The organism is Microcoleus sp., from assembly GCF_041354475.1.
Lineage (GTDB): Bacteria > Cyanobacteriota > Cyanobacteriia > Cyanobacteriales > Microcoleaceae > Microcoleus.
On sequence record NZ_JBGJZU010000016.1, the window covers coordinates 1 to 23,137 of the forward strand.

Consider the following 23,137-nt stretch of genomic DNA (forward strand, 5'->3'; position numbering starts at 1 on the left):
GGGGGGCGGGGGGGGCTAGGGGGGGGTGGGGATTTAGGGGGATCTAGACTTGGCTATGAACGAGAGATACCAAGGCTTTCAGGCTTAAGTTGACACCAATGGCCCTCCAGCCTGTTCACAGCTTGGTTTTTACGAGGTATCTTATTTAACCGTTAACATAATAATTGCGCGTTCCCTTCGCATTCATCGCTTCTCCCAGTCGGTTTAACCCGTAGACGTAAGCAGCAGTTCTCATACAAACTGATAACTCCTGAGATATTTTCCAGATAGCCTCAGTTTCTTCCACCATTTTATGCTTCAAGCGCTGATTAACTTCCTCCAGACTCCAATAAAGTCCGCTACGATTTTGCACCCACTCAAAGTAACTAACCGTTACGCCTCCAGCATTGACTAAAATATCAGGAATTACCTGAAGCCCCCTGGCTTCTAAAATCAAATCAGCAGCGGAATCAATGGGACCATTAGCTACTTCAAAAATAAACTTAGCCTTAATGCTATCAACATTTGCTTCAGTGATTTGATTTTCCAAAGCCGCGGGAATCAACACATCTACATCTAAAGCTAAAATTTGCTGATTAGTCAAAATTTCGTGCTCGACAATATTGCAAACAGTGCCTTCACAATAAATAGCTTTGATACCTTTATTCGAGTCTTTAAAACTGCGGATGCTGGGAATATCCAAACCTTGTTTAGCATAAATCCCCCCTTGGGAATCGCTAACTGCCACAACTTTGTAACCTGCTTTCCACAGTAGTTCGGCTATTTCTGCACCGGCATTGCCAAAACCTTGTACTGCTACAGTGGTATTTTGAGGAACTAACTCATATTTTGCCAGAATATTTTCTAATACAAAAAAAGCCCCGGTTGCTGTAGCCGTATCTCGACCTAAACTACCACCAATTGTTACAGGTTTACCAGTGACAACCGCTGGACAAAGTTGCCGTTTGATGGTATTATATTGATCCATCATCCAACCCATAATCATGGGATTTGTGTAAACATCAGGTGCGGGAATATCGATATCTGGACCAATGAAATCGGCGATCGCATCCACATAGCCCCGGCTCAACCTTTCCAATTCCAGTTTAGACAATTCCTTGGGATTTACAGTAATGCCTCCCTTGGCTCCTCCAAAGGGCAAATTCAAAACTGCACATTTAAAAGTCATCCAAAATGCTAAGGATTGCACTTCGTCCAGGGATACTTTGGGATGGTAACGAACTCCTCCTTTGGACGGGCCTCTGGTATTGTCGTAGCGAACTCGATAACCTTGAAAAATTCGCAGAGAACCGTCATCCATCCGCACGGGAATTGATACAATCAAACTAGATTTGGGATATTTAAGCCGTTCGATCGTATCCTCGGAAAGGGATACATATTTTAAGGCTCGTTCTAAGCGGCGACTGGCATCAGTAAATAATGATTCAGACATAATTAACAAAGAAAAAGGAAGAAGTCCGAGGGAAGTAGGAAGCAGATTTGTTCAGCAATTCTACTTAATAATACTTGTGTACACTAACAACAGTCAACAACTTTGTCTCGATCGACTATCTGCCATCGGCAACCACAAATTAAGCATTTAGACTTACAATAGAGAGTAATAGTGAACTCAAAGCAAAACTTGAGCTCGATCGCTTAAATCAAAGCCAGCCATTAGGGTAAGGAAAATCTGACATCGATCGACTAATTAACTCACCTTCTTAACTAAATAATTATTATGGTTGGACTCCTAGCTGCCCTCTCTGCGTCGGCGGCGGGGGGTATGAGAATTGCCATGCCCCTGCTGTTAATTGGTTTGTTACGCATCGATAAACTTTGGTCAGAAATACCTCTATTGTCGGGGCTTCACCCCCAAGTGGTGATAGCAATTTTGGTGAGTTGGTCGCTATTAGAATTATTTGCTTCTAAAACCTTTGTGGGACAGCGGGTGTTGCAAATTGTGCAAGTTATTTTCAGCCCCATTGTAGGAGCAATTATGGCAATTGCGATCGCTCAGGTAAGTTCCATCGACGAACTTGTAGCTCACCCTTGGATGCTGTGGATTATTGGTATTGTCGGAGGTTTGTTGGCTTTAGTGCTGCAACTGGTGCAAGCAGGATGGCTTTATCGGCTGAAGGTGTTGCCGATGTGGCTGATTTTTGTTCAAGACGCTTTGTGTATTGCTTTGGTGTTATTTGCCTTCGATGCGCCGCGGCAAGGGGGATTGATTGCGATGCTGCTGCTGTGGCTGGCAATTCGCAGCTCTAAAGAGTGGTATCGCTGGTACAGGAGTCAAGCAAAACAGGGGTTATTAGGAAATCCCCGTCAAGGTAAACGCGATCCAGATTAATTTAATAATTGGTTATTAGTTATTAGTTATTGGTTATTAGTTATTAGTTATTAGTTATTAGTTAATTGCTACCAATACCCAATGCCCAATTCTCTCCCCCATCCCCCATCCCCCCTAGGGGGGAGAGCTAGCTCCGGTTCCCCTCCTGGGAGGGGCTAGGGGAGCTAGCTCCGGTTCCCCTCCTGGGAGGGGCTAGGGGTGGGTATGATTCCCCATCGTCGGTCGTTTTCTTGAGAAACCGCCTTTAAAGTAAGCCGATCGAATGTAAAGGACCGTGACCGGTAATTAACTCCAGCAACAGTGCCATAAAACCAATCATCGCCACACGACCATTCCAGACTTCCGCCCCCGTGGTCAAACCCCATTCCCACTGCTCTTGAGGGTACATCTTCACTTTCTTAGAAGGGCGTACCACATCAGAGAACTTAACACTGGGAGATTCCAGCGACTCGATGACTAAATCAGCCAAAGCCTCAATAAACACCGGATGAGTATTCAGCGCCGGCACTCGGTAGAAATTTTGAATTCCCGACTCTTGGGCCAATTCTCGATACTCCATGTCAATTTCTTGCAGAGTTTCGATGTGCTCGGAAACAAAACTAATCGGAACTACTAACAAATCTTCGACTCCATTGGCCGCGAGTTCGGTAATGGCATCTTCGGTGTAAGGCTTGAGCCATTCCACCGGGCCAACCCGACTTTGATAGGCGAGAGTGTGTTCGTTCGATCGATTCAAATGCTCCATAATCAGACGAGTACAATCTTCTATCTCCCGCTGATAGGGGTCTCCAGCCTCTTCTACATAGCTGACAGGGACACCGTGGGCGCTAAAAAAGATATGAACTCGATCGGAATTAGGAATATGGTCTAATTCCTGGGCGATCAATTCAGACATTGCCTGAATGTAGCCTGGACGATGATACCAAGAAGGAATAGCAGTATATTCCATCTCCTTGAGTTCTGGATCTTTTCCCCAGATTTCTTCTAGTTGTCGGAAACTAGAACCGCTGGTACTGATGGAAAATTGAGGATACAGTGGCAAGATTGCCAAATGTTCGATCCCATCGCGCTTAATTTGGGCAATGGCCTCTTCGGTAAAAGGATGCCAGTAGCGCATCCCCACATAAACACGCGCATCTTTTCCCTTGGACTCCAAGAGCTTTTGCAGCGCTAGCCCTTGTTCGTCTGTGATGCGACGCAAAGGAGAGCCGCCCCCGATTTGGCGGTAGTTTGCCTGGGATTTCTGAAAACGCAGGGTTGAAATCAACCAGGCGAGTGGTTTCTGCAACCAGGGAAACGGCAGGCGAATAATTTCCGGGTCAGCGAACAAGTTGAACAGGAAAGGGCGGACATCCTCGATTTTATCGGGTCCGCCCAAGTTTAATAGCAATACTCCTACACGGCCCATAACGGTTACAGCTCTCTCATCGTCCAGTTCTGTTACTTATTATTGACATACTCACCGCTCTGTGAGGGCGGTGACTCTTGACAGTTGACGGGGATGTGCTGCCGAGGCAGTCTTACCTTCCCTCTTTGTCCATTTAGAGTCGTGCCGATGCCCCATGCCGACTTTATAATATAACTTCATAATATCTTAAGTCGATAGCAACGTATACATAATTTTGACTTTGGCAATAATTGCTAAACTTTCTCCTTAGCTGGCGGGACAATACCAATTTTATTTAAACCTGCATCAATATCCCTAAGTAATTGAAAATCTGCTTCTGGCAAAAGGTTGACATCAGAGTGTTTTTCCAGAAAAGAAAATGCTTGCCGAAATTCACGGGAATTGGCGGCGACGGGACAATCAAAGTGACAGGGTATCACTCTTTCAAAATCCCAACTCGCCACTTGATGGACCCAATCGAGGGTTTCCTGGGGTGCGCGATTGAGAATCAAAGCTTGCAAAATCGGTGCGACAAACAATCGCCCTCCTCCCCGCAAGGCCTCAAACGATCGCCTCCAATCCGCTTGCCACCTGAAGGGAAACAAGCCGAAATAGGCTTTGGCAGAACGTTCATGGGCTTTGATGGCTCCCGCTAATACAGATGACCACGATGGCACTTCCAACACGCTAGGACGAAAATACATGGCAAATAGAGCTATTCTCTGCCACCCTTTGCGCCGATTTGCCTGAGTTTCTGCCACGGGTTCCGAGGGGCTGTCCTTGGCATGAAATAACAAGGGATAAGAGTCGAGTTGAACGATCGCCGGTGGATTTTCAGGGATCGAAACCACAGAATCTGTTACCATCAGCGTGCGCGATCGCCTGTGAAATAGCGCCACTTCCGCAAACCAACCTAAGCGAAGGTCGATCGGACCAAGAATCGCCAAATCAAATTGATCGGCAAAAGGCGCTTTGCTGCTGTCAGGGGAAAGTACAAAGGTGCGTTTTGCGGGAAAACCCAGCCAACTCAGGGGTAAATTCAGCGGAAAACTCCAATGCTGCGGGGCGACAAACACCAGGGCGGTGGGAAAACACCTAGCAAAGGGGCCGACAAAAACCTTGTGTTCGATGCCGGAAATAGTTGTCAGCAGGATATACTTAACCTCACCATGTTCTGCCACCAACTCGTTGAGCAAGCGGATACATTCAGGAGTAGGTGCCACGGGGGCGTAGACGAGAAGGCCTTCGGGTTCGAGTTTAATCACCGTCATCCGAATCGGGACAACGACGTAGAAAATGCCCTGAAGTTGGTCAAAAGTCCAGATTGTGTCCTTAACGATTTCCTTGCGGATTGTCCGCCGCCTGCTGTAGGGATAGATGGGGACTAGGGGCCAAAAAGGCCAGGAAAAGTCCTTGGAATCAATCTGTTCTGATATTGGTGTATCTTCGCCTGCTGTCACGGAGAGACTCCTTCCAAATTGCTGTACGTGCGATCGAACTATAGCCGAAGCAAGAAGGAAGAAGGAAGCAGGAAGCAAGAAAATGCAATAAAAAGCAATGATTTAAGTAATTATAAACCTTTTTACTACAAACAACTTTCTCAAGTTTTAGGTAACTTGTCCTGATATAATCATAAGTTCGCAAAATTTATCAACTTAGTAGCTATGACACAAAACTACCGCATCACTCTTTTACCCGGAGACGGAATCGGTCCTGAAATTATCGCTGTAGCAGTAGATGTCCTAAAAATTGTCGGCAAACAATTCGACATCGGCTTTGATTTTCAAGAAGCTTTAATGGGAGGTGCTGCTATAGATGAAACAGGCAATCCACTACCAGATGAAACCCTAGAAATTTGCCGCAACAGCGATGCTATATTATTAGCAGCCATCGGCGGTTATAAGTGGGATAATTTACCCCGCGAACAACGGCCAGAAACGGGACTTTTAGGGCTGCGTGCCGGATTAGGTTTGTTTGCTAATTTGCGTCCCGCGACTATTTTACCTCAATTAGTTGATGCTTCTTCTTTGAAAAAGGAAGTTGTCGAAGGCGTGGATATTATGGTGATCCGCGAATTGACTGGGGGCATTTATTTTGGGAAGCCGAAGGGTATTTTTAAAACGGAAACTGGGGAAAAACGCGGTGTCAATACCATGGCTTATACCGAGTCAGAGATCGATCGAATCGGGCGAGTAGCTTTTGAGACGGCGATGAAGCGTGGCAAAAGGCTGTGTTCCGTGGATAAAGCGAATGTTTTGGATGTTTCGCAACTGTGGCGCGATCGCATAATTGCCCTTTCTTCAGAATACCCTGATGTGGAACTTTCTCACCTCTACGTTGACAATGCAGCAATGCAGTTAATCCGCTGGCCAAAACAGTTCGATACGATTGTCACGGGGAATCTATTCGGCGACATTCTTTCTGATGCGGCCGCAATGTTAACTGGTAGTATTGGAATGCTGCCTTCTGCTAGTTTGGGCGCAACAGGGCCGGGAGTTTTTGAACCAGTGCACGGTTCTGCACCAGATATTGCTGGACAAGACAAAGCAAACCCGATCGCGCAAGTTTTGAGTGCAGCAATGATGTTACGCTATGGATTGAACCAACCGGAAGCTGCTAATAAGATTGAGCAAGCAGTTGTGGAAGTTTTGGACCGAGGTTATCGCACTGGTGATATCATGTCGGAAGGCATGAAACTTGTTGGTTGTCGGGCGATGAGCGATGCTTTGATGGAAGTTTTGTAAAGTCGATCGAATAATCTGGTAGGGGCATCGCCCGCCCCATTAGTGTCAACTTAAGCCTGAAAGCCTTGATAAATGTCGTTTTTACCATAGTCCAGATCCCCCTAAATCCCCACCCCCCCCTAGCCCCCCCCAAGGGGGGAAGGGGGACTTTGATCGGACTCTTGTCCCCCCCTTCTTAAGGGGGGCTAGGGGGGATCTGGATTTAAGAGTCAAACAGCAATCTCTGACTGGATTTGAGCTTAAGTTGACACCTATGCGCCCGCCCCTACAGGAATTGGGGTTTAATGTTCCGCAGTCAAAAGATGAAATTGCTCCGTATCAATCCGATTTGCTTGATACAAAATCTGAGCAATTTCCGAAAGCGCTAACACAGAATGGGCTCGATAACCATTCACCAGCAATTTATCTTTTACTCCCTGTTCGTGGTCAATCAAAACCACAATATCTTCCACCTTCAACCCAGCAGATTTTAACTTAGCAGCCCCTTCCATCACACTCTTGCCACTAATCAAAATATCATCAACTACCACAATAGTTTCTCCCGCCTGGAAATGCCCCTCAATTAACTTTCCCGCACCGTAAGTTTTCACTTCCTTACGGGGAAAAATCATGGGCCGTTCCATCCGCAAAGCTAAACCCGTGGCTGTGGGTAAGGAACCATAGGGGATTCCCGCAATGCGATCGAATTTTAAGCCTTTGAGAATTTCTGCATAGGCGCTGACTATTTGGTGAAAAATTTGCGGAATTGAGATGATTTTTCGCAAGTCAATGTAATATGGAAATACTGCTCCTGATGCTTGTACGTGGTCGCCAAAAACTACGCAGCCAATATCATAAAGTTGCAAAATTAAATCCCGGTGAGGTTCTGGCTGTAAAAAGCAAACATCCGGTAGCCATAATTCGCAAGTAGGACTACCTGCGATCGCCCTTAGCCGATGTTCGTTAATATTATCCCGCAATTTTTGCACTGCTTCGCGGGGATTTGACTCCGCGAATAAACTGGCAGGTATTGGTAGCAATAAACCTTCACCATTCTTGCTTAAACCAGCCGCCAGCAATTCTGCAAGGTCGTTTTGTTCTGTCAAGTCATTTTGTTCTGGGATGTCTCCTTCAACTAAAATTAGGCGTTCGGGAGCGGCTTGGCGAATCCGCGCTAACATATCCGGCATTACTCCTACTTGTAAACCGAGTTTTTCAGGGGTTCCCCAAGTCTGAGAAACTCGGACTAATTGCAGGTACAAAGGATTTTCTGGTGTTGGGTATTCTTGTAAAGCGGCGGCGGTGGGATTGGCAGTGGCACAAAGGACAAAAACAGTTTTGTTTGGATATAATAAAAAGGGCGCTACTTGGTCGAATCCTGCATAGGGACTCAAAGTAACAGCGTCAACTTGCCAGTCTTCAAATACGGTTTTGGCAAATACGGTGCTGGTGTTTAAATCGCAGTGTTTGGCATCTAAAATTACGGGAATGTGAGGAGGAATAATTGCTAATATTTGTTGCAGTAGTTCCCAGCCGGGAATGCCGAGAGTTTGGTAAAAACCTAGGGTGATTTTGCACGCACTAATTAAGTCTGCTGTTTGGTCGATCGCCCATTTAGCTTTTGCCAAGAAATCTGTGGTTATGGACAGTGTATCTGGGAAAGTTTCGGGTTGGGGGTCTAGGGTCAAATACAGCAAACTTTGATTGCTTTCAATGGCTGCTAACAGTTTGTCGCCGATTTTTTTTTGATTAATCATGGGGATTGGGGAATGATAATTAAACAATCAGAATGGCCTGTGAAAATTGGGATAGGAGTTTTGCGGAAGATATCGATCGCAGTTGAAGTGTAAATTGAGAATGTTTTAAAATTGTAGAATATTAATACCATGAAATCTCTAATTTTGGGTTCTGTTTCCTTTGGATTGATGCTTGGCCTAGTAACAACGACGATAGCAGCTAACCCCCAACAACTCAACCAGTTGCGGGAAACTAACCAGTGTCAAGGTTGCGATTTGAGAAGCGTTCCTTTACCGGAGGTGAATTTGGCAAATGCTGATTTGCAAGAGGCAGATTTGAGGGGGGCGAATCTGAGAGGGGCTAATTTAAGTGGGGCTAATTTAAGTGGGGCTTCTCTGAGTGGGGCTTCTTTGCGACAGGCTAATTTACAAGGTGCAGATTTGACTGATGCTAATTTACAAGGTGCGGATTTGACGGGGGCTAATTTGGACAATGCTAAGCTCAAAGGTGCGACTTGGGTTGATGGTACTATTAAATAGGATGAGGGCGTGTTTGGAAACCCAGAACGCCCCTTAGCCCCCTTTAATTAGGGGGTGAAAAGAGTAGTCAATAGACAAAACAGAAAACTGGTTTGTAGTAAAGATTTTAGTCCTTAAAAAAAAGTAAATTGTAATGACAAATACGATCGCCTTTGAGACTTGGGACAATTTGCTACACACCTATGTTGAGGATTTTGGGCGCGTGAATTATGGGCGCTGGAAAGCTGAGTCGGCAGAGGTTTTGAGAGAGTGGCTGGAAAGTTTGGCAGATGTGGATTTGGCTGCTGTGACTGATGGGAATGAGCGTCTGGCTTTGTGGCTGAATGTCTATAATGCGATCGCCATTTCTCAAGTTATTGAAGTATATCCGATCGCGTCAATTCGTCCAAAAGTTTTGGGAATTCCCAACTGGCTAAGCTTTTTGGATTTTTTCACCCGTTCAACTTATACAATTGCGGGGAAAAAGTACAGTCTCAATCAAATCGAACACGGAATTTTGCGCCGGGATTTTGCGGAACCGCGCATCCATTTTGCCTTGGTTTGCGCTGCGGTTGGATGTCCGATGTTGCGTCGGGGGGCTTATTTCCCAGAGGCTGTGCGAACTCAACTGCAAATAGAGGCGAACCGTTTTATTCACAATCCCGATAAGGTGCGGTACGATGCTGGGAAAAAGACGCTTTATTTGAGCAAGATTTTTAAGTGGTACGGTGAGGATTTTGTGAAGGCGGCGGGTTCTGCGGCTGGATATGTGGGTGGTTATTTGGGCGCGGATCTGGCTGTAGGGGATGAATGGGCGATCGTTTTTTTGCCTTACGACTGGAATTTGAATCGGGTTGATGGATAAAATTTGCGCCTAGGGATAGGTGTTTTTTTGAGGGGGTAATTTTTTTAGTCTGTCGTTACCCCTTCAAATTGCCAGATTCAACAGTGCGATCGGATGACTTTGAGGCAACGGGGCGATCGGACGGCTGCACTCGCACTCGCAGCGCTGGCACGGCTACACTCGCACCGATGGCACAGTCGCACGTCTGCACGGTCGGAGCGCTGGCAAGGTGGCACGGTCGGAGAGGTCGGAGCGGTCTAGATTTTTTGCGTCAAGGTCGGTAAATGCAGAAACCTTCTAAATGTATAGCTCACGGGATTTTATAGGTATTTATGTCAATAGTTGATATTTAATATAGATGTGTTATTATAGTGACTTGACGTTTCGTATATAAAAACTTTATAAATCATTAAGGAATCACGGTATTATGAAAAATGCTTTTTCGATGTCCTTAAATCAAATATTTACAGCCACTAACGAAGTAATAAATTATCAATCTTACGATAATTTATTTTTAACTTGTTGTGAGTGTGAAGAAAGTGTATTTTTTAAAAAGGGAAGTGATTTAAATAAGTCAGGTATAATAAAATTCCCACATTTCTCACATTATAAATATAGTGGTAAAAATCCTTGTTCTAAGAGAACAGATATTAACATTTATTCATCATATATTGACTATGATTTTGATTCAGAGGGTAAAAAACAAAGTTTAGAAAAATTTCATATAAAAATTCAAAAAATAATTGATTTAGGGATGATAAAATTAAAAAATATTAAACTTTCAGAGCTTGAATGCTATAGAAGTATAGGCGAAAACCTAGTAATTAAATATAATATAAATATTGAATTATGGTTAAATATTTTTTACGAAAATAGAGAAAATATTAAAAAACAGGCATTTTATTTGTATCATAATAAATCTTCTGAGAGGCATTGTAGATTTTTTTCAAATATAGTTCGTTATTTATGCTTACCTCCTAATGAACATATTTTAAAAAAAATTCTTTACTATGTATTTGTTTTTAATAAAGACATTTTCATCAATAATAATTTAGATGAAGTTTTTTTTAAAGTTGTTGAATCAATAAGTCATATTAATTTAGAGAACGAATACCGACAAGTGAATAATTTTATAATGGGTTTTAATGATAATATTACAGTGAGTTTATTATCAAAAGAAACTAACTCAGTAAGAGAAGCCGTTAACTCTAATATGTTAATAAATTATGATTTATTCGTAATAGAATTACATTATGATTTGTGTATTCGGAGAGTAAGCAAAAGCAAAAATAATCGAATAGTTTACCAAGATAAAATACTTTACGAAAAAACATATTATCAAACAATAAGAAAAAAATCACCACATAAAATTAGTATTAAGTGGCGCGAAGATAAAGAGGGTCAATATTTGACTTTATGGAACAATACGAAAATTGTAGCAACTTTTCATTTAACGACAAATAGGATTATTAACTGGTATCCTTTACCTGTTTATTTCGTAAGTCAGACTTTTATAGCCAGACCTATAGACTTGTATCCCGAACTTTACATGGAGATTGAAAATTTCTATGACTTTTTTGCACAATGGGTAAATTTATGGCATTTTAGAGACCTTATAATTAAATATGCGGGTGACTCATTTTATCCTCCCCAATTTGTTATGTTGTTGTGTCTTTTCATAGCGTATATAAATGAACGCTTAAATTTAACAAAATTAACGGGCGATGGGTTAACCATAGAAGTAAATATAGATTATAAAATTGTTTATAAAAACTCTAAGGAATTATTACGTAAGTTAATACCAAATTCTAAAGAAGCGAAAAAACGTTTCCGGAGGTGGTTGTAAGGGTTGAAGGTTCTAGAGACTGTAAATAGCTTATTAGTTTCGGTGGCAAGGTGGCACGGTCGGAGCGGTCGGAGCGCGGGGCGGGGCGGGATAGGTGGTTGAAACGAGTTTACTGTGTAGAATTGTCACATAAATAGTTTATGTGTTATATGTATTGTTAAATGGTTTGAGCTACCTTAAGAAACAAAGAGGATTAGATATAAATTATGGCAAAGAAAAGCGTTCCACCATTGGATGAGGAGCAGTAAATGTCTGAGAAAATACGATGTGGCAATACTATTGGTATAGACCTCAATCAGGTATTGGCGTGGAACCGTATACCTACCTACAGAGGACCGAACGACCTGTTCGAGATTGAGGAGTGGGATTTAAAGCTACACATCTCTGGTAGCACAATTACAATCCGAAAAAGTATTCCAGGTCAAGTTAAGTTAACTAAAGGTTCAAGTGAGGACGTTACTTTAGGAGAAGAAGATTTTAATAAATTCTTTCAATGTCTAGTTGAAAAGTTTTCGCGTGATATTTCCGAAGACTCTAATTTATTGGCGCAAGCGTTTGGAAAGTAGTTAAATCTTTATCCTGACCTGGCTGTAGCACTTTTAAGTCATAGGCGGGGATCTTTGATTTTCCCCGCCTAGATTTATTTAGCAAAGTAAGTAAGGTTGATGATATTCTCACGTCACTATCTAAAAATGGTGTGACTGTTAGCGAAACTTACAGGTTGCAATCAACCTAAATCCCTATCAGGGATTGAAACATAGCCTTAATCAGGTTGAGGGTGGAGATTTTCACTAATCGGTAGGTGGTTAGATGAATGCTAACCAATTAGCTATCGATCCGCCCTTAAACCTCTCCGCTTAAAATCTGTTGAACCGTCAAACTTAGCTGTGGAAACATTGGAGATACGATCGCCTCTCCATCCCGAAATACCCCAACCTCAACATATTGCCCATCCAGAAGCCGCAAAACCGTCACTACTTGTTCAATTGGATCGATCGCCCAATACTCTGCGATGCCCCGCGCTGCGTACTGAGCTCGTTTGCGCTCGTAATCCCGATCGCTACCCACCCTACCCGGACTAACTACCTCCACAACCAACCGAGGAGGTAGCATATCAAAGGTAATAGTTAACCTGTTTGCTGTCAGCGGAATGTGTTCGGGTTCCAAAATAATCAAATCGGGGTAACGATTGGCGGCATCTCCCGATCGCAAAACAGCAACTTGAACCTCACAATTATGAGTTTTAATCAGTCTAAGTGGCACTAGCCCGCTGCTAGCCAGATAGAAGAATAGATAGTTGGCAATAAAATTGTTAGGTTCAGATTCTGGCGGCAAAGCGATTAACTCTCCATCAATTAATTCATAGCGATTATCGGTGTTATCTGAGTAGTTAAGATACTCATCAAAGGTTAATTTTTTAGATTGAGCTTGTACCATAATATTACATTCCTTATTAATTGTAGGGACACGGCAGTGCCCATTAGTGTCAACTTAAGCTCAAACCCAGTCACAGATGGTTGTTTGACTATTAAACTTAGATCCCCCCTAGCCCCCCTTAAGAAGGGGGGGACAAGAGTCTTTTCAAAGTCCCCCTTCCCCCCTTGGGGGGGGCTAGGGGGGGGTGGGGATTTAGGGGGATCTAGACTTAGGTAAAAGCAAGAAATACCAAGGGTTTCAAGCTTAAGTTGACACCTATGGGCAGTGCCCATTGGTGTCAACTTAAGCTCAAATCCAGTCAGAGATTGCTGTTTGACTATTAAATCCAGATCCCCCCTAGCCCCCCTTAAGAAGGGGGGGACAAGAGTCTTTTCAAAGTCCCCCTTCTTAAGGGGGATTTAGGGGGATCTAGACTTTGCCTAAGAGCTACATTTATATGGCTTTCAGGCTTAAGTTGACACCAATGGGCAGTGCCGTCTCCTAACTACAGGATTTCGTATCAAATCTGCTGTGCAACTTCAACAGGTGTCCCACCTACCACCTACAATTACTTAACAACTGACATATTGAAAGCTATCACCGCTCAAATCCTCTGGAATATACACCATGATTTCAGATCAATTTCGACGAGAATTGCGATCGCAAGCTAAACTCTGGCAAGCAGAAGGACTCATCGATACTTCATTGTACCAACAACTTGCCGATCGCTACCAATTCCACACCCTCGAAAGCGCCTCCCGCAACCGATTCCTGGGCATTCTCATCAGTCTCGGCAGCATTCTCCTAGCCCTAGGAGTCATCACGTTTGTAGCAGCAAACTGGCAAGTTTGGTCGCGAGAAGCCAGAGTTGCACTGTTATTAAGCTTATTCGTCGCAGTGAATGCAGCAGGTTTCTATCTGTGGCGAATTCCCCCTTCTCGCAGCAAAAACTCTAATCCAAATATACCCCTAACCAAAGGGCGAAACAAACTTTTAGGTGAAGGATTGTTGCTATTAGGCGCTCTGATTTTAGGAGCAAATATGGCACTGATGGCGCAGATGTTTCATATTGGCGGTTCTTCCTACGGACTTTTCCTCGCTTGGGGAATCGGCGTGCTTGGAATGGCTTACAGTTTGCGCTTGACTTCCTTGGGCGTTTTGTCAGCACTTTTAGTCAGTTTAAGCTATTGGCTGGCTGTGTTAGATTGGTCTTCTAAAGTCGAGTTTTCTTGGCTGGAAATTTTGGTGCGACAAATGCCGATCGCCGCCAGTATCATGTTTATACCACTAGCTTATTGGTGTCGATCGCGTGCTATATTTGCCCTAGGTGCGATCGTCCTCATTTTTTCCCTACAAGTTTCCATCATCCAAGGGTTAAATCCAAGCTGGGGTGCTGCAATTTTTTGTGCCCTACCACCCGCTTTGTTGTGGGGATACGACGATGCAATGTGGCCGAATATAGACAGCAGACTGTTTCAACTTACCGCCCGTAGTTTAGCACTGCTATTTTTGGCTGGTCTTTTTTACTTTCTTTCCTTCCACTGGCTGTGGCAAGATTCCCCCGCTCCTTCGCAGATTCCCCTGAATTGGAGTCTTTTGACAAATGTCATTGTTTTGGGTGCTTTGATGGTGTTTGAGTGGCTGCATCTGGGACGTTTGGAACTGCGCCGACCAAAACAAAAAGGAGTGGATTTGACCACAGGTGCGATCGCCATTGCGATCGTCATCAGCGCCTTAATACCGTTTTACCATCTCAATGTTTCTCCTCTCCCCCAATTAGCAACTTTTCTGTTTAACGTTTTATTATTTCTGCTAGCGGTGGGTTTAATTCGAGAAGGTTTAGCACTAGGAAACCGCCGGAGTTTTTGGGGCGGGATGGTATTGGTAACTTTACAAATTATCAGCAGATTGTTTGAATACAATACAGAATTATTGCTGAAATCTTTTGTATTTGTGCTGTGTGGCATTGGTGTAATTGCCGCTGGTTTGTGGTTCGAGCGACACTTCGCCACCATCAAAGACGAATAAAAATCATTCATCTCTCTCTTCCTCTGCGGACTCTGCGTTCTCTGTGGTTTAATAATTCCGAAACAACCGTCAACAATATGAACACAAACAACATTGACTTATTAACTGAAAATCCAGAAGAAACAAATTTGTTTCAGCTTCCCCCGGAAGCCAAACGTATTCCCGCGTGGCGAATGTGGATTCCTTTATTGCTCCAAATTGGACTAATTATCACCGTACCAGCTTCGGCAGTCTACACTTTTGTCACTGGTAAAACAGTGGTTTTGCAAACAGTACCAGTAGACCCTTACGATTTAATGCGCGGATATTACCAAGTTTTGAGTTATGATATTTCTCAGCAAAATAATCTCCAAAAATTACCGGGATGGAAAGAGTTACCAAGCGACAAACAACCTTGTCCATCCGGTGTTGTTTGCCCACCATCAAAGAATTACAATGTCAAGTCTGGAACCAGTTTTTATGTAATTTTGGAATCGCCCAAAACCCAGACCAATGCTGGTCGTCCCCAAGCTTGGAAACCAGTCCGCGTTAGTTTAGAAAATCCCCCGAGTTTACCCGCAAATCAAATCGCCATTCAGGGTAAATATAATGGCTGGCAGATGGAATATGGTTTGGAAACTTATTATATGCCAGAAAATGAAAGGGAAAAGGTCAATCAGGAGATTGGGGAAGCTCAAAGGGCACAGCGGGAATCTTTTGTGGTAGAAGTGAAGGTGGACAAAACAGGTCATGCAGTGCCTGTGAGTCTGTGGGTGCGACAGCGCAATTATCGCTTTTAGCTACGGGGTCGATCAACCTTTGTCACAAAATTTGAGTATTTATGCTGATTTGAGTGGGAATTACGGGCGATCGAGTCTTAAATTGCCGTAAGATATATAGACTTGTGCAAATCTTGCTAATTCAACAAGGGCACAAGTTCTGACTCTACTGGAGCTTCTCATGTTAGCCTCGCTAATCTCTTCCAGACGCATACTCAAAGCCCAACTACTCGAATTTTTAGGACTCCCTGACAATTGCCCAGACAAAATAGACCACCTCGTCAGCACAATTGTATCCGTGCTGGAGGTAAACCCAGCCGAACAAGAAAGATTTTGGGAGACATTCAAAAGTGAATTAGCCGTCGAGCCAGTAGAATTAGAAAAACTGCTCAAATGTTCCTCAAAAGAACGCCAACAATGGATTGAACAAGGCAAACTCCCTGTTTTAGAATATCGCACCTTCCTCAAGTCAGGAATTCATTTAGAATATCCCGTTCACGACAGAAGATTCATATTGACTCTCTCACAAACCGATATCAATAGTTGGCGAAACGAACCAAAAGGGCAGATTCAGAATAATCGTAAAACAGCCATCCCAATCAGTCGAGAAAGCCAGCAAGAAAAGGCAGACTCCCGATTAGCTTTTAGTTCAGCTTGGTCAAAAATTATTGCCGACTGGGAAGAACAAGGTTCTGCTGAAATTTCTGCAACTTTCCAGCTAGCTTACTGGACAGTTTGGGCTTCGCGGTGGGCCAAAGAAAATCAGCTTAACAGCGCCAAAGCTATTGAAGATAACGAAATTTACGAAATTCATCGGCAGCAATGGTATCAGCGCAAAAATCAAGCAGTCAAGGTACTGATTGAAATGCCCTACGCCATGCTCTACTTTTATCGTCCCCACGATGCTGACAAATTGTATCTCGAACTTTGTGACGACCACCAGGAAATGATGAAAGATGATTACTATTGGGACAAGTGGGATTTTTTCTATCAAAACCGCAAACTGGTAAATAAGTGTCGCGACTGCGTTTACTGCGAAACCAAAGATTATTATTCCCTTTATTATCTGGAAATCAAGAGTGACAAATTTCCTGATTTTAGTTTTTCTTACCACACGCCGTACACCATTGGTAGAAAGTTTTTGCCACATCCAGAAACCATACCGTATGTAGATCACGTAGAACAGGATGGTATTTTTCGCTTCGGCAGGCCGCTGCTGGAACAGGAGAAACTGATTCATACTGAAGAGGATGTATTGCTCAAGTTTGACGCAGCTTTAGCAGAAGCAAGAAAGTTTATTTAGTGATTATAGAACTTACGCACAGCATCTACATATAAATTTTTGTAGCGGCTGTGCGTCAGCCTTAATTAATTGAGAACAATCGATGATTTTTTGAATTTAAATCCATCAAAATTTACTACTAACGTACACCAACAATCTCCTAAACCCCCCCCTACAGGCTGGTTGATGAACTTTTTAACTTAAATTCGTCAAATTTTACCACTTCTGATTCTGGTTTTCTGGTATCAAAATAGTAGCTACTCACAACACCATCACCGGTATCAAAAATACTGAAAACTGTAATATCATTACTGTCAATATATGGCAGTTGTTTGCCATCTGCTAATAGCGGCGCAATTGTTGGGATCGCAGGATTTAAACCGTTGGGATCTCCTGTTGCACTGTAATCTTCATCATAGGCTGGTGGCACGAATCTGCGTTTTTCGCCGAAGAAAGCGCCATAACTGTTGCCAACATTAGAAGTCTCTAAAAAGTGCATTCCGCTGGCACTGACAAACCGATTCCACAGGTGGGAATGTCCGTACAATACTAACTGTACTTTGGCTTTTTCTAGCAGCGGAATAACATCTCTAATAATATAATCTTGTTTTTTTGGGTACTCGTAACGTATCATCTTAATTGTACCTTCTGCATCGCGATCGATTATTTGCACTGGGTCAGTATAAGCAGGTACAATATTATCGCCTAGAGAATGGGGCGGGTGATGAAACATCACAAATTTATATTTTGCTTGTTGGAATTCGGGGCTATTTAACTCTTTTTGCAGCCAATTATATTGAGGGCTACCCTTGACAATAGGCTCAAAAATATGCTGTCCATAGCCCCATTTTTCAAAATTATTAAAATCTTCGTTACGTTCCCGATATCTGCCTTTCGCAGCGGGGTCTAGGTTGGGAGTTCGCCAGATATTCGTAATATACAAAGTCACTAGCCGCACGTCACCAAAAGTCACAGCATAGTAATTTTTGTCACCGGGAAGAGTGAAAATTTCCCTATAGGTATCGTTATTAAAAGTATGGTTTTTTAGCCAAGTATCTTTGTCTTTTACGGCTGACTTTTCAGCTTGGGATTGGTAGATTTTCTCGGCAGCAGCGCGCGGAAAAGGATCGTTGAATTGGTCGTTGAGTTTGCTAACTGTTGAAAATCGGCCCATAATTTCATGGTTGCCAATGGCGGGAAATAAAGGTGCGTGTTGAATCAGTTCGCCGCCGGTGTATATTGTTTGGGTGCCGTTTTTGTCGAGTTGAGAGAAGCCGCGCCCTTGCAAACAGGGAAAGAAAGCGCGGCCGCGGACGTCATCGAACCATTCAGAAGCGCGATCGGCTATATTAACTAAATCGCCCGCCATGAAAACGGCATCAACTTTGCCAATTGTTTCAGCTACTTTTTGGAGATTTGCTGCTGTCATTGGCATCAGTTGATGATCGGAAGTCAGGAGAATTTGGAGGGGAGTCCCTACTATTGGTGTTGGTGAAAGGGTGAAAATTTTGCTGCTGACTGATTGGTTGTCTACTCTTTCACTGGTCACTAAATAAGGAATGGTAACACCGGGAATTAAATTGGCAACTTTTGCTTCATGACGCCAGATATCGCGAACAATTGAATTGTTATCAACAATGCCACGTTTATGAATATCTGAAATGTAGGAGTCTTTGTCTTCGCGAGTGCGACTTAGTTTGGTGGTAGTTGCAATCGCACTTTGATTCAATTCTTCGCCATAAATGACTTTGTTGCTAATACCTGGAAATTCGGTAAACCAGACAACTCGCACGGAGTTTGCTGTTGGGAGTTGCAGAAATGGATCGGTTAAAAGTTGGGGTTGGTCTAGGTAAGATTTCATAATTAAACCAAACAATAGGACAATTAAAAGCAAGATAGAAAAAAACCAAGGGTTACGAGGGTAATTAGCAGGATTTTCTAAGTCGTCGGGTAGGGGTATCAACATCAGGAAGAAGGAAGAGAAAAATTAATTGAGATTTGAGATTTTTAATTTTAGGCGACTAAGGTTATCGAAAATTTAAGAATCGAATGCAATCTTCTTTCTTTTTTTTCCTTCTCTTACTCCGCGGCCTCTGCGAACTCTGCGGTTAATTAAAAAATATTCATAAAAGAAATAGAACTGCCATAACTAAGATTTTTTAAGATTAAAATCTAGCGCCACACAGTTTAGCATAGGAAGGTCAAAAGGAGATTCGATCGCGATCGCCAAAAAGAACCAAATATATCACTTCCACGGACCGATCGCGATCGCTCTAGGAAATTCAGCGTTAAGATTAAGATAGAATGAGTGACTAATTAGCTGCGAATTCAAGTTCTCGATCAACAGAAGTATGCAAAACCAGACTGACAATGGTTTCAACAATAATTTAGTCGATCGCACCTTTGCTAGTTCAGCAATACCCGATCCGGCAGAATGGGTAAACGAACATCATTTTCTGGCGAATTTTGCCCATCAACTCTCCCATCTCCAACAAAATTTCTCGGATGGGGGCTGGGAAATCGGCGATACTGGCGAGCCCGGTGAGAGTCAATTAGCTATCGACATCAAGATTAGAGAAATATTAAAAGCTAGTTTTAGCGACGACTACTGGCAGTACGTTGAAGGTTTATTTTGATATTAGGCATAGGGCATAGGGCATAGGGCATAGGGCATAGGGCATAGGGCATAGGGCATAGGGCATAGGTGATTCCTTTCCCTTTTTTTATGGCTAGGGCGGATCGATAGGAATTATCGTCGATCGCAAAAAACCAGCACTTTCCTCCGGTAAAGCAGTATTGATAAACATTCCGCTACCCAACTCAAACCCAGCTTGCTTAGAAACCCTGGGAATAATCGCAATATACCAGTGAAAATACTTAGTACCCTGTTCCGCCGTCGGCACTGAGCGGATATTATAGTTGTAATCGGGATTATTCAATCCGTAATAAAGCTTAGCCAGTACAGTTTTCAAAGTATCAGCCAAGTCAGAAATCTCTGGATCGGTAATATCATCAAAGGACGAAGCATGGCGGCGGGGAAAAATCCAAATATGAAACGGTGAAAGCGCAGCATAAGGGATAAAAGCCACAAAATGTTTACTCTCAAAAATCACTCTTTCACCAGCAGCTAATTCATCTTCCAAAGTCCGGCAAAACAAACACTCTCCCGTATCATCAAAATATCTAATAGTTTCATCAATCCGGCTGCGAAACTGACTGGGAACAACAGGGGTAGCTGCTATCTGCGAGTGAGGATGTTCGAGAGAAGTTCCGGCACTTTCACCATGATTTTTGAAGATAATAATTGTTTCAATATGAGGATATTTTCTAATTTCTAAATAACGCTGGCGATATACTACAAGTATATTTTCAACCTCTTCAATGCTTAACAATGCTGTCGTCAAATCATGTCGCGGATGTTCGACAATGACTTCGTGAATCCCCATTCCCGACATCCGGCGATGAATTCCCGATGAAATTCTCAATCCTTCTGCGGTTGGGGAAAGGGCGGGATATTTATTGCGAATTGCCCTAACTTTCCAGTCAGCGCGATCGCCCAAACAGAAAGTTTCCAAAGTTCCATCTTCCTCATTTCCCACACAAAATGGACAATCGGCGCGGTGGGAGGGCAGAAATTCTGTTGTTTTTTTGTGGTTGGCAAATTGATCCGGTCTTTTTGCCCGTTCAGTGGCGATGATTACCCAATCTCTGGTAATTAGATTTTGTCTAAGTTCAGACATTTTCTCACCTACATTGTTAGGGTCGAGCTGTCTTTTATTTTAGATTTTTTTTGATATTATGTCACGGGCATTTTACAAATGTTTAACAATTTTATAAATTATGTGGTTTACGGTTGTTTCATAATTTTATTATCGGTCGTTCCCTAGGGGGTGGTTCGCCGATATATTTAATAAGTATTGACTAATTATATAAACCAGCCCCGCCCCTATAATTGTGATTATACCGGATTTTAGAGGATTGAACCACAGAGGGCGCAGAGGACACAGAGTTAGAGAAGAGAGATGAATAATTGCGAATCTGGGTAATTTATGGGATATCTAATCCAGCCATTTTTTAGCTCTGACTAACAATTCATCCAATGTTTCTACTGGCCAAAAACGCACTTTTCCATCCTCTGAAGCAGATAGCAAGAATTTTCCATCCCGACTAAAACAAACACTATAAATCGGAGTTTTTAACTCCACAAAATTTGCCTCACCGTGGCTCAAATTCCCCGGATAACCGCGATACTCTGCCAATAAATTCCCCCGCAAGTCCCACAATTTAACACTGTGGTCAATTGAAGCAGTGGCTAGTGTATCTCCCGTGGGGCTAAAACAGACACTCAAGACAGGTCCATCGTGTCCGGTGAATGTTACCAAACAGTTGCCATAGAAATCCCACAATTTTGCAGTACCGTCATTAGAGGCAGTAGCAAGGACATCTCGATGGGGGTGAAAACAAACACTCCATACAGAGTCAAGGTGTCCGATTAAAGTTGCTAAACATTTGCCTTGAAAGTTCCACAATTTTGCAGTATCGTCTCTAGAAGCAGTGGCAATTGTATCTCCTTTTGAGCTAAAATTAACGCTTGTTACCCAGCTTTGATGTCCGGTGAAAGTCATCAAACATTTGCCCCGCAAGTTCCATAATTTGGCAGTAGCATCTCTAGAAGCAGTGGCAATTATATCTCCCTTTGGGCTAAAACCGACACTCCATACAGAGTCAAAATGTCCGATAAAAGTCGTTAAACATTTGCCTTGGAAGTTCCATAATTTTGCAGTTTCGTCTCTGGAAGTAGTGGCGATTCTAGGTTGATTGGGGCTGCAACTAACGCTTGTCACCCAGTCATTGTGTCCGATAAAAGTTACTAAACATTTGCCTTGGAAGTTCCACAATTTGGCGGTGCGGTCATTGGAAGCTGTGGCGATTCTATCTTGATAGGGACTACAACTAACGCTATTTACTGATTTTTGATGTCCGCTACAAGTCACTAAATCGTTGCCTTGTAAGTGCCACAATCTGGCGGTGCGATCGTTGGATGCTGTAGCTAGGGCATCTCCTGTGGGGCTGAAACTGAGGCTGGTGATCCAACTATCATGGCCGCTGAATGTTACTAAACAGTTGCCTTGTAAGTCCCAAAGTTTGGCGGTGCGATCGTTAGAAGCGGTAGCGATCGCATCTCCTGTCGGGCTAAAACTGAGGCTGGTAATCCAACTATCATGGCCGCTGAATGTCACTAAACAGTTGCCTTCTAAGTCCCATAATTTGGCAGTACCGTCATAGGATGCTGTGGCGATCGCATTTCCTGTCGGGCTAAAACTCAAGCTAGTTACCCACCCATCATGGCCGCTGAATGTCACCAAACAGTTGCCTCGGAAGTCCCACAGTTTGGCGGTGCGATCGTAGGATGCAGTGGCCAGGGTGTCTCCCTTGGGGCTAAAACACACACTTGTTACCGATTGCTGATGTCCGCTGAATGTCACCAAACAATTGCCTTGGAAGTCCCACAATTTGGCAGTACCGTCATAGGAAGCCGTCACCAGCGCGGCCACAGTGGGGCTAAGACAGACGCTAGTTACCCAGTCGTTATGGCCGGTGAAAGTCACTAGACAATTGCCTTGTAAGTCCCACAATTTGGCGGTTTTGTCATCGGATGCAGTGGCGATCGCATTTTGTTTCTGGCTAAAACTAACACTATTTACCCAGTCTTTGTGTCCGCTAAAAGTCACCAAACACTTACCCTGCAAGTTCCACAATTGGGCGCTACCGTCAATGGAAGCTGTGGCGATCGCATCTTGATTGGGGCTAAAACATACACTCCTGACGGTGCTCCGATGTCCGACAAACTGATGGCGTTCGCGAATTTTGGAGAGAATCACCTGCAAAGCCAAGAGGGGACTGGTACTGGGATAGGTAGTAACCGCCCGATGATTTAGCATCCATGTTTTTAAATTTTCCCCAGCCTTAATAGCGGCCCGCAAGGCTTCTATTTGGTGGCCGTCCGACTTAAAAAGCTCTAACGCATCGTGTCCAGCTTTTTCAATTTCCATACTTTTAAATTTGACTTGCTGATGAGCTTCTAGTTTGGTAGGTTGGTTTTGGGTCACGACTTCGCGGTCAGCTATTGCCAGTTATGGACTATTTTTTAGTTTCCCATAAAGTTATCGCACTTCATTAAACTTTTTGGTATTCTTGAAAAAGGCGATCGAGGCACTAGCCTTAGACATCAATCTATTTCTTACACCGTAGATTACCTGAAGTAACTA

19 protein-coding genes are annotated in these 23,137 nt (G+C 43.3%); 11 read left to right on the forward strand and 8 right to left on the reverse strand.

Annotated elements, in window-relative coordinates:
* Positions 1-145: 145 nt before the first annotated feature.
* Positions 146-1,432: a Glu/Leu/Phe/Val dehydrogenase gene (locus tag ACBR23_RS08610; RefSeq protein ID WP_341735849.1), complete on the reverse strand. Its 1,287-nt coding sequence runs from the start codon at positions 1,430-1,432 to the stop codon at positions 146-148.
* 285 nt (positions 1,433-1,717) lie between these two features.
* Here ACBR23_RS08610 and ACBR23_RS08615 point away from each other — a divergent pair, with 285 nt between their 5' ends.
* Complete coding sequence (locus ACBR23_RS08615; protein ID WP_371118351.1) at positions 1,718-2,329, forward strand: DUF4126 domain-containing protein; 612 nt, start codon at positions 1,718-1,720, stop codon at positions 2,327-2,329.
* A 244-nt stretch (positions 2,330-2,573) separates the two neighbouring features.
* On the opposite strand, the gene hemH is transcribed toward ACBR23_RS08615, so the two are convergent.
* Both hemH and ACBR23_RS08625 read right to left on the reverse strand, forming a co-directional pair.
* Positions 2,574-3,737, reverse strand: a complete 1,164-nt coding sequence (gene hemH / locus ACBR23_RS08620) for a ferrochelatase (RefSeq protein ID WP_341735850.1) — start codon at positions 3,735-3,737, stop codon at positions 2,574-2,576.
* A gap of 233 nt (positions 3,738-3,970) precedes the next feature.
* Positions 3,971-5,176, reverse strand: a complete 1,206-nt coding sequence (locus ACBR23_RS08625) for a DUF4336 domain-containing protein (protein ID WP_371118352.1) — start codon at positions 5,174-5,176, stop codon at positions 3,971-3,973.
* Positions 5,177-5,380: 204 nt separating this feature from the next.
* Here ACBR23_RS08625 and leuB point away from each other — a divergent pair, with 204 nt between their 5' ends.
* A complete protein-coding gene (gene leuB, locus ACBR23_RS08630; protein ID WP_371118353.1) occupies positions 5,381-6,460 on the forward strand; it encodes a 3-isopropylmalate dehydrogenase in 1,080 nt (359 codons plus the stop codon).
* A gap of 281 nt (positions 6,461-6,741) precedes the next feature.
* On the opposite strand, the gene ACBR23_RS08635 is transcribed toward leuB, so the two are convergent.
* Positions 6,742-8,196: a bifunctional orotidine-5'-phosphate decarboxylase/orotate phosphoribosyltransferase gene (locus ACBR23_RS08635; RefSeq protein WP_371118354.1), complete on the reverse strand. Its 1,455-nt coding sequence runs from the start codon at positions 8,194-8,196 to the stop codon at positions 6,742-6,744.
* A gap of 129 nt (positions 8,197-8,325) precedes the next feature.
* Here ACBR23_RS08635 and ACBR23_RS08640 point away from each other — a divergent pair, with 129 nt between their 5' ends.
* From ACBR23_RS08640 to ACBR23_RS08660, 5 genes are all read left to right on the forward strand, one after another.
* The gene (locus ACBR23_RS08640; protein WP_371118355.1) at positions 8,326-8,715 is read left to right on the forward strand and encodes a pentapeptide repeat-containing protein; all 390 of its coding nucleotides are present in this window, start codon (positions 8,326-8,328) and stop codon (positions 8,713-8,715) included.
* Positions 8,716-8,848: 133 nt separating this feature from the next.
* On the forward strand, positions 8,849-9,559 hold the full coding sequence (locus tag ACBR23_RS08645; protein WP_371118356.1) for a DUF547 domain-containing protein: 711 nt from the start codon (positions 8,849-8,851) through the stop codon (positions 9,557-9,559).
* Positions 9,560-9,627: 68 nt separating this feature from the next.
* Complete coding sequence (locus ACBR23_RS08650; protein ID WP_371118357.1) at positions 9,628-9,822, forward strand: hypothetical protein; 195 nt, start codon at positions 9,628-9,630, stop codon at positions 9,820-9,822.
* A gap of 143 nt (positions 9,823-9,965) precedes the next feature.
* Complete coding sequence (locus tag ACBR23_RS08655; RefSeq protein WP_333053664.1) at positions 9,966-11,384, forward strand: hypothetical protein; 1,419 nt, start codon at positions 9,966-9,968, stop codon at positions 11,382-11,384.
* 248 nt (positions 11,385-11,632) lie between these two features.
* Positions 11,633-11,950 carry a hypothetical protein gene (locus ACBR23_RS08660; protein ID WP_333053665.1) on the forward strand — a complete coding sequence of 106 codons (318 nt, stop codon included), beginning with the start codon at positions 11,633-11,635 and terminating at the stop codon, positions 11,948-11,950.
* Between the two features lie 277 nt (positions 11,951-12,227).
* On the opposite strand, the gene ACBR23_RS08665 is transcribed toward ACBR23_RS08660, so the two are convergent.
* Entirely contained in the window at positions 12,228-12,821 is a 594-nt protein-coding gene (locus tag ACBR23_RS08665) for a Uma2 family endonuclease (RefSeq protein WP_371118359.1), read from the reverse strand.
* A gap of 606 nt (positions 12,822-13,427) precedes the next feature.
* Here ACBR23_RS08665 and ACBR23_RS08670 point away from each other — a divergent pair.
* From ACBR23_RS08670 to ACBR23_RS08680, 3 genes are all read left to right on the forward strand, one after another.
* Entirely contained in the window at positions 13,428-14,828 is a 1,401-nt protein-coding gene (locus tag ACBR23_RS08670) for a DUF2157 domain-containing protein (RefSeq protein ID WP_371118360.1), read from the forward strand.
* A gap of 77 nt (positions 14,829-14,905) precedes the next feature.
* A complete protein-coding gene (locus ACBR23_RS08675) occupies positions 14,906-15,607 on the forward strand; it encodes a GDYXXLXY domain-containing protein (RefSeq protein ID WP_371118361.1) in 702 nt (233 codons plus the stop codon).
* A 160-nt stretch (positions 15,608-15,767) separates the two neighbouring features.
* Positions 15,768-16,889 carry a hypothetical protein gene (locus ACBR23_RS08680; RefSeq protein ID WP_371117127.1) on the forward strand — a complete coding sequence of 374 codons (1,122 nt, stop codon included), beginning with the start codon at positions 15,768-15,770 and terminating at the stop codon, positions 16,887-16,889.
* Between the two features lie 151 nt (positions 16,890-17,040).
* On the opposite strand, the gene ACBR23_RS08685 is transcribed toward ACBR23_RS08680, so the two are convergent.
* Positions 17,041-18,834 (reverse strand): metallophosphoesterase, encoded by a 1,794-nt coding sequence (locus ACBR23_RS08685; protein ID WP_371118362.1) that lies wholly within the window; start codon positions 18,832-18,834, stop codon positions 17,041-17,043.
* A 385-nt stretch (positions 18,835-19,219) separates the two neighbouring features.
* Here ACBR23_RS08685 and ACBR23_RS08690 point away from each other — a divergent pair, with 385 nt between their 5' ends.
* Positions 19,220-19,504: a hypothetical protein gene (locus ACBR23_RS08690; protein ID WP_371117129.1), complete on the forward strand. Its 285-nt coding sequence runs from the start codon at positions 19,220-19,222 to the stop codon at positions 19,502-19,504.
* 93 nt (positions 19,505-19,597) lie between these two features.
* On the opposite strand, the gene galT is transcribed toward ACBR23_RS08690, so the two are convergent.
* Together galT and ACBR23_RS08700 are read right to left on the reverse strand one after the other, a co-directional pair.
* Positions 19,598-20,608: a galactose-1-phosphate uridylyltransferase gene (gene galT / locus ACBR23_RS08695; protein WP_371117130.1), complete on the reverse strand. Its 1,011-nt coding sequence runs from the start codon at positions 20,606-20,608 to the stop codon at positions 19,598-19,600.
* Between the two features lie 318 nt (positions 20,609-20,926).
* On the reverse strand, positions 20,927-22,978 hold the full coding sequence (locus ACBR23_RS08700; protein WP_371118363.1) for a WD40 repeat domain-containing protein: 2,052 nt from the start codon (positions 22,976-22,978) through the stop codon (positions 20,927-20,929).
* Positions 22,979-23,137 lie beyond the last annotated feature (159 nt).